This window comes from Mobiluncus curtisii subsp. curtisii ATCC 35241 (genome assembly GCF_000146285.1).
GTDB classification, from domain to species: Bacteria; Actinomycetota; Actinomycetes; order Actinomycetales; family Actinomycetaceae; genus Mobiluncus; species Mobiluncus curtisii.
This window is the reverse complement of record NZ_GL385912.1, coordinates 1,416,621-1,431,876: the sequence shown is the minus strand read 5'-3', so window position 1 is coordinate 1,431,876 and position 15,256 is coordinate 1,416,621. Positions and strand designations below refer to the sequence as shown.

Annotated in this window: 12 protein-coding genes and 2 tRNA genes; 8 read left to right on the top strand and 6 right to left on the bottom strand. The window is 53.4% G+C overall.

Features of this window, described 5'->3' with window-relative positions; translation table 11 throughout:
- The first annotated feature begins 225 nt into the window (after positions 1-225).
- From serS to HMPREF0574_RS06230, 3 genes are all read left to right on the top strand, one after another.
- Entirely contained in the window at positions 226-1,515 is a 1,290-nt protein-coding gene (gene serS, locus HMPREF0574_RS06240) for a serine--tRNA ligase (protein ID WP_036325075.1), read from the top strand.
- 46 nt (positions 1,516-1,561) lie between these two features.
- Complete coding sequence (locus HMPREF0574_RS06235; protein ID WP_004007871.1) at positions 1,562-2,431, top strand: HAD hydrolase family protein; 870 nt, start codon at positions 1,562-1,564, stop codon at positions 2,429-2,431.
- 177 nt (positions 2,432-2,608) lie between these two features.
- Positions 2,609-3,937 (top strand): AGE family epimerase/isomerase, encoded by a 1,329-nt coding sequence (locus tag HMPREF0574_RS06230; RefSeq protein ID WP_036324939.1) that lies wholly within the window; start codon positions 2,609-2,611, stop codon positions 3,935-3,937.
- A gap of 121 nt (positions 3,938-4,058) precedes the next feature.
- On the opposite strand, the gene pyk is transcribed toward HMPREF0574_RS06230, so the two are convergent.
- Entirely contained in the window at positions 4,059-5,480 is a 1,422-nt protein-coding gene (gene pyk / locus HMPREF0574_RS06225) for a pyruvate kinase (protein WP_004007869.1), read from the bottom strand.
- Positions 5,481-5,624: 144 nt separating this feature from the next.
- Positions 5,625-5,713: transfer RNA gene (locus HMPREF0574_RS06220), tRNA-Ser, on the bottom strand.
- 94 nt (positions 5,714-5,807) lie between these two features.
- Between HMPREF0574_RS06220 and HMPREF0574_RS06215 the strand changes: the two genes are divergently transcribed.
- Positions 5,808-5,892: transfer RNA gene (locus HMPREF0574_RS06215), tRNA-Ser, on the top strand.
- Between the two features lie 304 nt (positions 5,893-6,196).
- Positions 6,197-6,823, top strand: a complete 627-nt coding sequence (locus HMPREF0574_RS06210; RefSeq protein WP_004007868.1) for a bifunctional 4-hydroxy-2-oxoglutarate aldolase/2-dehydro-3-deoxy-phosphogluconate aldolase — start codon at positions 6,197-6,199, stop codon at positions 6,821-6,823.
- 64 nt (positions 6,824-6,887) lie between these two features.
- On the opposite strand, the gene gndA is transcribed toward HMPREF0574_RS06210, so the two are convergent.
- From gndA to HMPREF0574_RS06190, 4 genes are read right to left on the bottom strand one after another with little or no spacing between them, the layout of a single operon-like run.
- The gene (gene gndA, locus HMPREF0574_RS06205; protein WP_004007867.1) at positions 6,888-8,327 is read right to left on the bottom strand and encodes an NADP-dependent phosphogluconate dehydrogenase; all 1,440 of its coding nucleotides are present in this window, start codon (positions 8,325-8,327) and stop codon (positions 6,888-6,890) included.
- 6 nt (positions 8,328-8,333) lie between these two features.
- A complete protein-coding gene (locus HMPREF0574_RS06200) occupies positions 8,334-9,374 on the bottom strand; it encodes a zinc-binding dehydrogenase (RefSeq protein WP_004007866.1) in 1,041 nt (346 codons plus the stop codon).
- Between the two features lie 30 nt (positions 9,375-9,404).
- Entirely contained in the window at positions 9,405-10,172 is a 768-nt protein-coding gene (locus HMPREF0574_RS06195) for an SDR family oxidoreductase (protein WP_004007865.1), read from the bottom strand.
- A gap of 20 nt (positions 10,173-10,192) precedes the next feature.
- Positions 10,193-11,599 (bottom strand): GntP family permease, encoded by a 1,407-nt coding sequence (locus HMPREF0574_RS06190; protein WP_004007864.1) that lies wholly within the window; start codon positions 11,597-11,599, stop codon positions 10,193-10,195.
- Between the two features lie 289 nt (positions 11,600-11,888).
- Between HMPREF0574_RS06190 and HMPREF0574_RS06185 the strand changes: the two genes are divergently transcribed.
- From HMPREF0574_RS06185 to HMPREF0574_RS06175, 3 genes are all read left to right on the top strand, one after another.
- Positions 11,889-12,863 carry a phosphoglycerate dehydrogenase gene (locus HMPREF0574_RS06185; RefSeq protein ID WP_004007863.1) on the top strand — a complete coding sequence of 325 codons (975 nt, stop codon included), beginning with the start codon at positions 11,889-11,891 and terminating at the stop codon, positions 12,861-12,863.
- A gap of 64 nt (positions 12,864-12,927) precedes the next feature.
- Positions 12,928-14,349 (top strand): gluconokinase, encoded by a 1,422-nt coding sequence (locus HMPREF0574_RS06180; RefSeq protein ID WP_004007862.1) that lies wholly within the window; start codon positions 12,928-12,930, stop codon positions 14,347-14,349.
- A gap of 142 nt (positions 14,350-14,491) precedes the next feature.
- Positions 14,492-15,238 (top strand): sulfite exporter TauE/SafE family protein, encoded by a 747-nt coding sequence (locus HMPREF0574_RS06175; protein WP_004007861.1) that lies wholly within the window; start codon positions 14,492-14,494, stop codon positions 15,236-15,238.
- The last annotated feature ends 18 nt before the right edge of the window (positions 15,239-15,256 follow it).

The following is a 15,256-nucleotide window of genomic DNA, read 5'->3' as shown; positions in this document are numbered from 1 at the left end:
GACGTCCTTTACGAGTCACGACCGAAGACAGTTCGGGGCATTCAGCGCGCAAGCAACCCAGAAATCTTTCCTCACGAAGTCTCTTTAAATCTTCGCCGCTAAGGTGAATTCTGGATTTCGCTACGGCAGCCCAAATGAAAGAGGTTATCTCCCGTCACGCTGTGTGAGTTCACCAGAGAAGCGATGTTACCTAAAGATGCGGCGCAAAACGGTTATGCTTTAAACATGATTGATTTGCGTGCCATGAAAGACAATCCGGAACCGATGCGAGCCTCTCAGTTAGCTCGAGGCAACGACCCCGCGACTGTAGACCAGGCCCTAGCCGCTGATGAACGACGTCGGGCGGCGCTAACCGCTTTTGAAACCGCGCGCGCCGAGCAAAAAGCTTTCTCCAAGCAGATTGGCAGTGCTTCGAAAGAGGAACGCCCCGCTCTGCTGGAACAAGCAAAAAAGCTGAGCGAAAACGTCAAAGCTCTGGAAGAAGCCTCTAATCAAGCCGCAGAAGAAGCCAAGAAAGCCGCGATGGTATTGGAAAACCTGATTTTGGACGGGGTGCCTTCCGGCGGCGAAGACGATTATGAAGTGCTGAGCCAAGAAGGCGCACCCATTCGCGATTTCACCGCGGAGGGTTTCACTCCACAAGATCACTTGGATTTGGGCATCGGCTTGGATGCCATCGACACTGACCGGGGGGCAAAAGTCTCGGGAGCACGTTTTTATTACTTGAAAGGCGTGGGTGCCCGCCTGGAGCTGGCTATTCTCAACGCCGCCTTGGACACTGCGATTGCACACGGGTTCACCCCGATGATTACACCGTGCATGGTGTCCCCAGAAACGATGAGTGGGACGGGGTTCCTGGGCGAACACTCGGACGAAATTTACTATCTTCCCGCCGATAACCTTTATTTGACCGGCACTTCTGAGGTCGCCCTAGCGGGTTATCACACCAATGAGATTATCGACCTTTCTGCCGGTCCCAAACGCTACACCGGCTGGTCAGCTTGTTTCAGGCGCGAGGCTGGTTCCTACGGTAAAGATACTCGCGGGATTATTCGCGTCCACCAGTTCCACAAGGTCGAGATGTTCTCGTATTGCAAACCGGAGGACGCTGTTGAGGAACATCAAAAGCTGCTCAACATGGAGCGCGAAATGCTCGCTAAGGTGGAGCTGCCCTATCGGATTATCAATACCGCGGCTGGGGATCTCGGTTCCAGTGCGGCGCAAAAGTTTGACTGCGAAGCTTGGCTGCCCACCCAGAATCGATTTATGGAAGTTACTTCCACCTCTAACTGCACGACTTTCCAAGCTCGCCGCCTCCAGATTCGTTACCGTGACACGGAAGGCAAACCGCAGGTCTGCGCCACTTTGAACGGGACGTTAGGAACCACACGCTGGATTGTGGCTATCTTAGAAAACCATCAACAAGCCGATGGTTCCGTGCGGGTTCCGGCTGGATTGCGCCCCTACCTCGGTGGATTGGAAGTATTGGAGCCTATCAGTAAACCAGGTAAATAGGTGATTTAGCTTTTTATCAGGAATTAACCCAATTTCGGAGGTTTTTTTGGGCGAGTATGCCGAGCAGGTTACACGTCACGCCATCGCGATGGGGTTGATGGGCTTGCCCGATAACCCCCGCGAGGTGTTAGTCTCTCTGGATATTGACGGCACAATTGTCACCCCTGAACAGCAAATCTATCCAAAAGTGAAGGAATACGCCGATCGGCTCCGACTTGGTGGAGTTCATATCTGCATCACCACGGGACGTTCCGTTCCCGCTACCCTGCCAGTGGTGGAGGAGCTGGAACTGGAAAGCGCTTGGATTGCCAGCGCTAATGGCTCCTTGGTCGGTCACTATACGCGAACTGACGGTTACACTCTGACCAACCAATACACTTTCGACCCTCGGTCAATCGTATCTCGGGTGCTGCAGATTCTTCCCGACGCCTGCATTGGCGTGGAAGATAGTCCTCTCGGTTTTCGCGTATCCAAGCGTTTCCCGCCCGGAGAACTGCGCGAAACCCTGGAAGTGCAAGACCTCGATACACTTTTGGCGACTCCAGTCTCCCGAGTGGTGATTCGTGAGCCCCGGTTACACAACGAGGAATTTCATCAGACCATGAAGCGAATTGATTTTACCGGGGTGGAACACGCGATTGGGTGGCGTTCCTGGCTGGACATCAATCCTCCGGGAACCTCAAAAGGTCGTGGCCTTACCACTGTATGCGAGAATTTAGGGGTTGACTTGGGTCACACTATTGCCATCGGAGACGGAGGTAACGACATTCCCCTGCTGCAGACTGCTGGTTACGGAGTAGCCATGGGAAATGCCCGATCCGAAGTGAAATCCGCCGCTGCCGCCACTACCCTGCCGGACACTAAAGAAGGTGCGGGCGCAGTTCTGGAAGCTCTCGCGCAAGTAATGGGACTATAAAACCCTTACTGTCCCTCCGGTAACCCATCAAACACGCATTGATTGTGAGTCGCTCGAGCCGGGGATGAGCTATCGCCTCACACTTCATTGAAACTGTTGCAGATTCAACCAAAATCCGAAAAACTTGCAAAGCAACGGGTAAAATTTTGTATCTAAGGCTCGTGAGGAGGGTTAGCAATGCCAAGATTCGATTCCACGGAACATGTTCGTTGGCTTGGAAATCACATGCAAACAGTGCTGGAATACGGTCAACATGCTTACATTCACGGCGGTTTTGGGTACATTCGTAGTGACGGCAGCGTGGATGATACGAAACCTGTGGAGCTGGATTTAACAGCTCGATCCACCTACATTTACGCCATCGCGTCGCTATTGGGAATCCCCGGTTCTCTGCGTAGATGCGAACACGGAATTCAATCCATCAGCAACGCATTCAAAGACCCTGATTATGACGGCTGGTTTTCGTTGATTGAACCGATTCAAGAACACCAAAAGTTAACAAATGCGCCCGGTATTCCTGCGGGTACAGAAGGGAATCGGAAAAGCGCGCGAGCTATGTCCTACCTTTTAGAAGCTGCCGCTGCCGCCTCGTTAACCCATGTCAGCAGTGCTAAAGAGCTGTTGAAGCAAGCTATCACAGTCGAAGAGAAGTACTTTTGGAACGAAGAAAACGGTCGCGTAAACGAAACCTTTAAGCGGGACTTTTCTGAGATGGAGAACTATCACGGCATGAGCTCAAACTTGCACGCCGTGTCAGCATTCCTCTCCGTAGCCGATGCCACCCAAGACAAAAAGTGGATTGAACGAGCTGCACGGATTGTTTCTTTTGCCATGGAGCAAGCGCGAAACAATAATTGGCGCGTTCCAGAGCACTTCGATGGAGATTGGAATCTGGATCGAAACTACAATGTCGGCACCCCTGCCGACCCGCGCCGACCCTATGGAATCAATGTCGGGCACAATTTTGGCTGGTCACGAAGAATTGTCCAGGTAGCTGCCGCTTTACAAAAGAACGGTCTCGAACCACCGCAAGATTATTTGCAAGTAGCACGAGAGATTTTTGACCGGACAGCTGCCGATTCATGGTGCAAGGACGGCCACAGTGGAATTTCCTTTACCGTGGACTATCACGGTAAACCTTTGATGCGTCAACGCTTTACTTGGGTACTTACGGAAGCTCTCCAGGCTGTAGTATCCCTAGCTTTTGCGTTACGTGAACAGGGCGCCACTGCGGAAGAACTGGAGCCTTACTTTGAGCTTTACTACCGTTGGTGGGACTATTTGGAGGGATACGTCATTCATGCTGACGGCTACTGGGTCGGGGAGCTCAATGCCAATAACCTCCCAGATGACACCGTATGGCCCGGAGCCCCCGATATCTATCATTCAGTGAGTGTGCTGTTGACCCCGCGTTTGCCGAATGCCCCTTCCGCGGCTGCCGCCATTGCCCAAGGTAATTTAGATCATCCGCTTAGCGCCGAACACCACAAGGCTCTGTGGGAATAGCCATTGTAAGCGTTACGCCCCAGCTGCCACACGGTTGCTTTAACCAGTTCCGGTCAGCAAAAGCTGTGCATCTCGCTGCGTTTCGGCAGGTTAGTTACATCAACCACGTCAATTAATGGAATCAAACATCTTTGTAGGAACCGACCCGGTGCAAGCGGATAGAATTGGTATTCCCTTCTTGCCCCGGGGGGAGACCTCCGACAAACACGGCAACCTGATCTCGTTCGGCTATACCGCGTTCGAGCAAAATATCTTCTGCATCATGAATCATCGGATAGAGTCGCTGCGCCATCTTAATTGGATAGGTTTGAATTCCCCATTCCAGTGCTAAGCGACGACGGACTCGTTCGTGGTAGCAGAACACGTACAAAGGTATCGTGGAGCGTAACCGAGCTAGCCGGTGAGCTGTAGCTCCGGAATTTGTGAAAGCCGCCACGAACTTAGAATTTGTTGACTTCGCAATCAATACTGAATGTCGCGCGATGATGGATTCCCAATCGAGGTCGCCGTCCTTAAGTTTCGCGAAGTGGCGCATACCTAGCTCTTCGGCGGATTCGATAATTTTTGCCATCGTTTCCACGGATTGAATGGGATGGCAGCCCACCGCTGTCTCGCCTGAGAGCATGACCGCGCTAGCCCCATCCCACACCGCATTGGCACAGTCTGAGGCTTCTGCCCTGGTGGGACGGGCATTATGAATCATAGATTCCAGCACTTGAGTCGCCACTATTACCGGTTTAGCCTCCGCACGGCACAATTCAATCGCTCTCTTTTGAACGGTGGGAAGTTCCTCCAGTGGCATTTCCACCCCGAGGTCGCCACGAGCCACCATAATGGCATCAAAGGCATGAATAATCCCCGGTAGATTATCTACAGCCTGGGGTTTTTCAATTTTGGCGATAACCGGAATACGCTGCCCGACTTCATCCATAATTCGGTGTACGTCATCCAGGTCATCTGCCCTACGCACAAATGACAAAGCAATATAGTCAACGTCCTGGGTCAGCGCCCAGCGTAAGTCGTCTTCGTCTTTTTCGGAAAGAGCCGGTACGGAGACGGCCACACCTGGCAGGTTCAACCCTTTATGGTCCGATACTTTTCCCGGTACCTCAACTTTTGTCACTACGTCCTCGCCTTCAACGCGAGTGACCCTAACTTGCACGTTACCGTCGTCAATCAAGAGCACGTCACCGGGATGGCAGTCACCGGGTAGCCCCTGGAAAGTCGTGGAGACGATGTTGGCATTCCCTGGGACGTCACGGGTGGTAATGGTGAAATCCTGACCCGGAAGGAGATTTTCTACACCATTCACGAACGTTCCCAGGCGAATTTTGGGTCCCTGTAAGTCAACCAGGACAGCCACAGGATATTCAAATTCTTTCTCAACTCGGCGCACTAAGTTAATTTGCGCAGCCGCCTCAGCTTGAGTGCCGTGGGAACGATTGATACGCACCACATTCATTCCGGCTCGCATCAAGGAACGAATCTGATCCTCCGAATTGGTGGCTGGACCGAGGGTGCAGACTATTTTGGTACGACGCATAGTCCAAGACTATCTCGAATCTCCGGCAAAACTGAAAGGAATTATCGATCTGCAATTGAACTGAGGAGGCAGACGCCCCAAGAAAAAGAACTGAGACCGTCAAGTAGTATGAAAAGACCCGCGTCACCCCAGGTGACGCGGGATTGGCGGAGACGACAGGATTTGAACCTGCGAGGGGCAAAGCCCCTAACACCTTAGCAGGGTGCCGCTTTCGGCCGCTCAGCCACGTCTCCAAGGGTTTTAACTCTAGCGAAATTTCATCGAATTTTCCAAAAGTCGGCGCTTTAGCTCACACCTGATAGAATCAATACCACGTTTAACGCACATGGAGGGCTGACAGAGCGGCCGAATGTGACGGTCTTGAAAACCGTTGTGGGGAAACTCACCGGGGGTTCGAATCCCTCGCCCTCCGCGAGTGATTCGAACCCCCGGTTCACCGGCGCGGGCGGCAGCAAGCAACGCTTGCATGAGTCGCCGCGACAAACAGTGAAGCCGTTAAGAACCGACCACACTTGGTCGTTTCAGGCGAAACACCACAAAACAACACCCTCGCCCTGTGTATTCTGGCATGATTAGGGTCATTTTTCAGGTCATAAAATCTTAAAATGCGTAGTGATGGTTTTTACGCGGGCAGTGTTCCAACACTTATTGACATTTACGTTCGTCAGAACAATTAATCAGCTGGCAACTGCTCAAAAGACTCAGGAGGAATCACGATGGATATAGATGCGGTTATCAAGAGAAATCCGGTCATTCCGGTGGTTGTCCTGGATGACGCAAAAGACGCTGGCGCCTTAGCGGATGCTTTGCTGGCAGGAGGTATCACCACAGCTGAAGTAACTTTCCGTACCACTGCAGCAGCTTCAGCTATCGCGCAAATGTCCCAGCACAGCGATATTTTGGTGGGTGCGGGCACCGTCACAAATCTGGATCAAGCTCGAACTGCCGTAGACTCCGGTGCCAAATACTTGGTCATGCCTGGTTACGATCAGGACATTGTGGATTACTGCCAGGCTAACAAAGTGCCTGTTTTGCCGGGCGCTACCGATGCTTCTTGGCTGATGAAAGCCCTCAACTCAGGTTTGCGATACGTTAAGTTTTTTCCCGCAGAAGCCTCCGGTGGACTGCCGGTAATTTCTGCCCTTTCAGGCCCATTCCCGCAGATGCAGTTTGTCCCGACCGGTGGTATCTCAATAGAAAATCTGGCACGGTATCTGGCTCACCCACAGGTGGCAGCCTGCGGAGGTTCTTGGATTGCCACTAGACAGCTCATTGCTCAGGGTGATTTCAGCGAGATTACCGCTCGGGCTGCTGCGACCCTAGAGATTGCGGCAACTCGCTGAAAACCACCCCGAACTGCATATTACATTCCCCAAATAGGTGAACCACGTTAACTTCTCGTTACTATTAGGAAAGCGCTATCTCCGGACGTTGCGGGTTCTCCCATCTGGTATGGAAACTTCCCTCGCAATCTCGCCGACGATAGGTATGGGCCCCGAAAAAGTCCCTTTGAGCCTGTACCAGAGCCGTCGGCAGAGATGGGCAACGCAAGGAATCTAAGTATGCCAAGCCAGCGCTGAGAGCAGGCAAGGCTATCCCTGCCTTGATGGAGTCGCTGACTACAGCGCGCCACGCAGGCAGAGCATCCTTAATCACGGCGCTGATGGCTGGCTTCAGCAACAGCGGGGTGTCAAAATCACCATCCTGATACGTTTCCATAATGTCTTGCAGGAGCTGCGCCTGGATAATGCAGCCGGCGCGCCAAATACTCGCCAATTTAGCCAGGTCGACCGTCCAACCGTATTCCTTACAGGCGGTCCTGATTTGAGATAGCCCTTGGGAGTACGCCACGATTTTCGCTCCATAGACGGCTTTTTCCAGATTATCCAGTAAGTCTGACCCACCAGGTGCCGTGTCAGGAACCCACTCCCCTAAGACCCCACGCGCCAAGTCACGATGAACCCTTTGCGAGGATACTGCCCGAGCAAAAGTAGCTGCCGCAATAATGGTCGAGCCAGCCCCAAGCGTCAACGCGTTTTGCACTGTCCACGAGCCAGTTCCCTTTTGACCTGCCTCATCACAAATAATGTCGATGCAAGGCTGGTGAGTTTTTGCATCAGTATGCTGCAAAATATCGGCAGATATTTCCAACAGATAGGAATGCAGCGGTCCCTCATTCCATCGAGAAAACACCTCGCTGATTTCCTTGGGGCTCATTCCGTTTCGGTAGCGCAACAGCTGGTAAGCCTCACTGAGCAGCTCCATATCGGCATATTCAATCCCGTTATGGACCATTTTCACATAGTGTCCCGCCCCGCCGGGACCTACCCAGGTGCAGCAGGGCTCGCCCTGATACTGAGCCGAAATAGATTCCAACAGGGGTCCGAGCCTCTCGTAAGCCTTTTGGGCACCACCAGGCATGATGGCAGGCCCGTTGAGAGCCCCGGATTCCCCACCGGAAATTCCGCAGCCGACAAAATGCAAGTCTCGCTGCGTAACCAACTTTTCCCGACGTTCGGTGTCAACATAGAAAGAGTTGCCCATGTCCACGATGATGTCTCCAGCGGAAAAAACTTCGCAGAGCATGTCGATAGCCTGGTCAGTTGGTTCTCCCGCTGGCACCAGCAAAATTGCTACCCGTGGGGTTGACATCGACTGGGCCAACTCCGCCGGGTCTTGGGCGGGGATAAAGTTTCCTTCCGCACTGTGCTCTTGCGCTACCTGAGCAGCCCGTCCGGGAGCAACGTCAAACAGGGCGACGGTGTGTCCGTGACGCGCGAAGTTACGCGCCAGAGAACGACCCATCACACCGGTTCCGATTACTGCCACATCTGCCTTCCCTGTCATTCGTGTTCACTCCTCGAACCACAAGTTGACGATCACCTTGCCGGACGCAGCACTGTCTTTGGCAGTGTGGAATGCCCGTTCAGCTTCGTCGGCGTTGAACTCGTGCGTAATGACGGATTCCAATTGCGGAGAATTAGCCAGGATTTCTAAAGCCTGATCGATTTCGTCCAGGAAACGGAAAGTCCCCAAGTATGTGATTTCTTTGGAGGTCAACGGTGCCAAATTCACCGGTCCATCTATCGCGGGAACCATTCCCACCTGCACCACCGTGCCACGAGGACGGCAAATCTGGAAGGCTTGGGAAATGGCAGGGAACGCGCCCGCGCATTCCAGAACCGCGTCGAAAGCTCCCGCCTCGGGTTCAGTCACAGTCGAGTTATATACCTGGTCAACTCCCAGAGCTTGAGCTCGCCGCAAAGGTGCGTCCTGCACGTCAATACAGCTAACTGTCGCCCCGAGGCTCTTTGCCGCACCAGCAGCCAGCAGCCCAATCGGACCCGCTCCAATCACTGCCACGTTTCGACCCTTCAAATCCTGCCAACCGGTAGCTGCCTGGAGCCGGTGCAGGGCATGTAAACCGACACACAAAGGCTCGGTAAGCACCCCGCGCTTGAGCGGCAAATTCGGCGGCAAAGCATGGATTTGGTCCAGCCGTAACAAGATGTACTCGCTCATACCTCCCTGGGTGTGTGGCCAAGTGGATGCCGAACCGAGATAGGCTCCCCCAGGCCACAGATGCGGTGAATCACTGTAGGCAGCTTGGGGCTGACCAAAGGTGGCCGGATGAGGGGTAACCGGCGTTCCTGGCGCATAGGTCCCAGACGGATCTTCGGCGACGATGCCTACAATTTCATGACCCGGCACCAACGGTTCACGCAGTTTAAAGGCGCCGACTTGTCCATCGAAAAAGTAGTGCAAATCCGAGCCACAGATACCCGCCCATGCTACCCTCACGAGGACCTGACCCTCACCGGGTTTCGGGCGAGGTGCGCCACAAGATTCCATTTCTTCCTTGGCGTTGATACGCACTTGTTTCATTTCAGTCATCCGATTACCTCCCTGTGACATTCGACCGGTCTAGACCACGCTGGTCATTCCTCCATCGACTAAAATATTTTGTCCGGTAACAAAATTCGACGCCTCCGAGGACAGATATATGAGCGTCCCCATTAGCTCGTCGAACTTTCCCCAACGCCCAGCTGGAGTACGGGCTTTCAGCCAAGCATCGAACTGCGGGTCTTGCCACAAGTCCGTGTTCATCTCGGTAGCGAAGTATCCGGGAGAGAGCGTATTGACTTGAATGTTGTAGCGCGATAAATCCGCAGCAAGCCCTTGGGCAAACATCGCGACACCGCCTTTAGAGGCGCAGTATGGGGCAATGGTCTGTCGCGCCAGCCGTGACTGCACGGAACCGACCATGATGACCTTGCCACTACCTCGCTCCACCATGCGTTGCGCTACGGGTTTGGTCACATAAAACACAGAAGAAAGGTTCGTGCTGATGACCGCGTCCCATTCTTCAGTAGGGAACTCGGTGATGGGGTGACGACGCTGGATGCCAGCGTTGTTGACCAGAATGTCTGGTGTGCCCTCACTGTCCATAAAGTCATTGAGGACCTGCTCGGCCTCCTGGGCATCAGTGACATCAAAAACCAGGTGCCCGACCGGAACTCCCAGTGACTCAGATAACTGCTGGGCTGCTTGGGAAACTTTCGTGGCATCCCGACCCTGCAAAGTGACCCGCGCCCCAGCTTTTGCTAATCCAGTGGCCAGAGCCAGCCCTAGTCCCCGGTTGGACCCGGTGACCAGGGCGGCTCGACCAGAAATATCGAACCAATTACACATGATTTTCCTGACTCCGCTTTCTAGGCAAATATGAAGAGCAACGCCGCGATAGCGAAACCGATAACTGATTCGAGAAGCTGTTGCACGGTCCACACCTTCAGAGTGGTCTTTACATCCATGCCCGTTAATCGACCAACCAGCCAGAAACCAGAATCGTTGACGTGTGAAGCAAACACCGAACCAGCGGAGGCAGCCATAGTGATACAGACCACACCCCACGGCGAAAGCTGACCAGCGGATACTGCCTGTTCAACCGCCGGCGCCAACAGTGAAGCCGCCGTCACCAGCGCTACCGTGGCAGACCCTTGTGCCAGACGCAGAGCCACCGCAATTAGGTACGCAGCCAGCAAGAGCGGAATACCCAAATCATCCATAGATTTAGCCAGTGCGTCGCCGATTCCCGAAGCCCGCAGAACCCCGCCGAACATGCCACCAGCGCCGGTAATGAGCACCACCGAACAAATCGGTCCCAGCGCGGAATCAACCACCTTTTCGAGGACGGTTTTGTCTTTAGTGATTTTGCCACCGAGCACCGCAATCGAAACCAGAGTCGAAATCAGCAACGCAATGGGGGTATCGCCCAGAGTGATGAGGAACTTCACCCAGTCAGCGTCACCGCTGACAATCCCCACTTTAGTCAGGGTCGAGAACCCGGTGTTCATGAAAATCAACAGCACCGGGAGCAGCAGCAACGCGATGATTGTGCCCACCGAAGGGGGATTATCGGGAAGCTCATCATCCGAGACGTTCCCGAACACATGCGAAGCCTCAACCTGGACTCGCGGAGCGATGAATTTAGCCCACAGATAACCAGAGAGAATAAAAGTCGGAATAACGATGATGAAACCTTGCAGCATCACCAAACCCATGTTGGCATGGAAATACTCGGCTGCGGCAACAGGACCGGGGTGCGGCGGCAGGAATACGTGCATCACTGAGAAAGCGGCAGCCGTAGGAATCGCGTAGAGAATAATCGAACCCTTCAGGCGTTTCGCAACTGCGAACACAATCGGCAGCATCACAATCAAGCCCGCATCAAAGAAGATAGGAAAGCCCAGAATCAGGGACGCCACGCCCAAAGCTAGAGGGGCACGTTTCTCACCAAAGATATTTATCATGGCATCTGCCAGTACCTTTGCGCCTCCGGATTGCTCAACCATCTTGCCGAGCATGGCACCTAAGCCAACCAGCAACGCAACTGAGGCAAGAGTGCCTCCAAAGCCATCTTTCATCGCCCCCACGACTGAATCCAGGGGCAGACCGGTAGCGATAGCCGTGAGGAAACTGACCAATACCAAGGTCAGAAAAGCATGAAGCCTGAATACAATGACCAGGACCAAAATCAGGGCTATTGCAGCTACCGCTATGCCGAGCAACGGTAATGTCCCCATGGTTTGGGTCCAACCTTCTATCTCAAATGGTTGCATCTAAACTCTCCTTTGAACATAGAGCAAACTCTCACTTGTTATTGACCGCCGGCCACCCCATAATCCTCACGAAAGGCTCTGTTGGTAGTGACTAGCAGCGGATATGTACCAAAAGTCTACTGTAAAGCGTGATGCTTTGGGTCGGAATAACTGCCCAGGTGCAGATAATGCGACTTTCCAGTGTGCACTCACAGAGATCCTGCGGACAGACCCGCAATAAACAATATGGAACTAGGATGTTTTAAGATGCCCGACGGACTGGGGCTACTGACTCGACACGGAGAACACCATGAAGAACAACCTGCAAAAATTATTAGTAACCCCCACCTCTTTTGCCTCTGCCGAACTGAAGTTTGCCCGCAAACTCTTGGAAGAAAGTGGCTACGAAGTCACCTATAACCAGTCAGGCAAGCCACTTGACGCGGATCAGCTGGTCAAAGCCGCGCGAGATTGCGTGGGAGTTTTGGCAGGTTTGGACGATTTTTCAACGCCGGTCTTAAATCAGCTCCCTGACTTGCGAGTGATTTCTCGGTATGGCGTGGGGGTTGATCGGGTCGATTTGCGCACTGCGGGCGACAACGGAGTCATCGTAACCAACACTCCAGGCGCCAATTCCACCGCGGTCGCCGAGATGGCGTTGTCCAGCATGTTTACCCTGGCACGCCACGTCTCCCAGTTGAACGAAACAACACGGCGGGGACAATGGTTGCGGGTGGTAGGCACAGAGTTATCTCAAGCTACTTTGGGAATCGTGGGATACGGCTCCATCGGGCGGGCTCTGCGCCGTCTGGTCACGGGTCTGGAAATGAAAGTGCTGGTTTATGACCCGTTTTTCGACCCTGACACCGACCCGACGGTGCAAGGCGTGGAGCTGGCTGAACTGGTGCGTGAGAGCAATTTCATTTCGCTGCACCTGCCTCTCACGCCTGCGACCGAGCATTTATTTGATGACTCGATGTTTCGTCTCATGTCTCCCGGCACATTTTTGATTAATACTTCACGAGGGGGGATTATCGATGAGTCCGCCGCCGTCGTGGCCCTGGAAGCCGGTCAGCTCGCCGGTCTTGCTTTGGACGCCTACGAGCAGGAACCGCCCTCACCTGAACATGAGCTATTCCGCTTTTCGAATGTCATCGCGACTCCGCACAGTGGCGCGCAAACGGTGCAAAGTCGAATCCGCATGGCGAGGGGCGCAGTAGACAATCTCTTGCGGGCTTTAGCAGGAGAATCGGTAACTAATCTGGCTGCTGAGGCGGTTTCCTGAATCTGAACACCGCGCTAACGACTGCCGATATACTGAAATCAGCCGTGACCTTTAGGAGTGCGCGATGAATGTTTTAGTGATTGAATCATCGACCAGTTCAGCCAAAGCGATGATTTATGACACGGAAAAGAAAGATTTCACTGTCGAAAATTCTTTCTATCCGCCCATGGGTAACGATTTGACCCAGCATGATCCCATGGTGGTTTACGAAGCGAGCCTAGCGGTAGCCAAAAAACTCTTGCGCGGGAGGACCGACATCGACATCATCGTGCTTTCTGGGGTATGGCATTCCGTAGGATTGTTCAACTCCAATTTGGATCCGGTGACCCCCATCATGCAGTGGTCAAACACCAAGGCTTCTGATCAGGCTGAGGCTTTCCGCCGCAAACCCCAGCTGACCAGGGATTATTATAATCTCACCGGGGGCTATCCCAACGCCATCTATCCCTTCTTTAAGCTTGCTTTCCTTAAGGAAGAGGGATACAACATTTCTACCTACATCACCATGGGTCAAGCCACCTATAACTTCTACCGCTTGACCGGGAACATCAAAGTGTCTCGCTGTATGGCGTCCGGTTCCGGACTGGTTAATATCACCACGGGAGAATATGATCCGAAGCTGTTAGCGGTGATTAATCTCGAGCCTTCGCAGCTTCCGGAAATTGTCGATAACGACTATCACGCGCCACTTTCTGCCCAAGCTGCCGCCAGTTTGGGTTTGCCGGCAGGAATTCCTGTGGTTCCCGCCATGTCCGATGGGTCTCTAAATCAGCTTGGTTCGGGCGCCTTGCGTGAAGGGCAAATGACGCTGTCAGTGGGGACGTCCGGAGCTTTGCGAGTCACGTCTCCGCAACCACAATTCCACCCGGATATGTCTACCTGGTGCTACATCGGACCCAAGAGTTGGATTTCCGGGGCCGCAACAGCGGGTGCCTGCAACACGGTGGATTGGTTTAAAGGTTTATCGCTGCGCCCTACCACTTACGATGAACTCGAAGCGGGAATGGATTACGCTGCCGATACACCAATCTTTCTCCCCTTCATTTTTGGAGAACGTAATCCCGGCTGGGGAGATAAACGCAAGGGCGGTTTCGTGGGTATGACCTCGAAACACGATTTCAAGCAGACTTACCAAGCCGTGTTGGAAGGGGTGTTGTTTAACCTTAAACAGTGTTACGACGCCATAACCAAACTGAACGGAGAACCTGAGCGCATCCTCATCTCGGGGGGAATCCTCCACACCAACATCTGGTCCCAGTTGGCAGCTAACGTGTTTGGACACACCCTGACTCCCTGCCTAGTGAAACAAAACTCCATGATGGGAGCCGCCTTATGGGGGGCGTACCTGCTGGATAACACCCTCTCTTTGGAGGATTACGAGCCTCCGGTGGGTGAGGAAATCGTCCCACAGGAAGAATATGCGGAAATCATGGATCAGAAATATCAACGCTATCTGGAGGCTTACCGCGATAACGCCAATCGGTAACGCCTCCAGCTGGTTCGCACAGATTTCTAACTTTTGATATGTTCCCGACCTTGTATCGTATCGTGTACCCGTCCACTCGGATTCCCACAGCTGTAATCAAGGGCCCTGATGGAGGTCCGGTGACAGGGGATATAGTGAAGTAATGGAATTGGTCCTCCTGACTGCGGTAGTTTTACTGGGTACCTGCGTACAAGGCTTGGCTGGGATGGGTTTTGGCATGATTGCCGTCCCGGTTTTGGTGGTGGCAGCGGGTGCTCACTATGGAATCTTGTGGGGAAATATTTGCGGTGGCTTAGTTACGTTGCTGCTGTTCGTGACCGGTTTTCGGGATATTAACTGGTATCGTTTTCGCCTGTTGATGTTCAGCGCTCTGCCGGCGCTGTTCGCTACCGTCGTCACACTGCGGTTCGTACCGGATCGGACTTTCTCAATTTTTGTGGGAATCATCATGCTGGCCATGGTGTTCTTTTCCATTTTTGCGCCTCGTTTTCGGGCAATACCGGTATTTTCGGGGTCTCTGATTTTTGGTTTTCTGGGGGGCATGATGAGTGCCCTGGTAGCTCAATCTGGACCGGTTATGGCTGCTTACTCGCAAACTACCCGGTGGACACAGCGAGAATTTGCGGCTACTTTGCAGCCACTGTTCCTGTGTTTCAACGTCATTGTGGTCACCAGCAAAGTCTGGTTTGGTGGGCAAAACGCCGTGCTCACTTCCCTGCCCGCACCCACGATTGCCGCTATCTTGGGGGCTATCCTGGTCGGCACCGTCGTTGCGCGGTGGCTGAAAAAATTCGTCAAACCCCAGTGGGCTCGTAACTTAGCATTGGCGCTGGCAACATTTGGGGCTCTGCGGGTCATCATCAGCGTGTGCTTTCCCGGTCTGCCCTAATGTCACAAGACCGGTGTG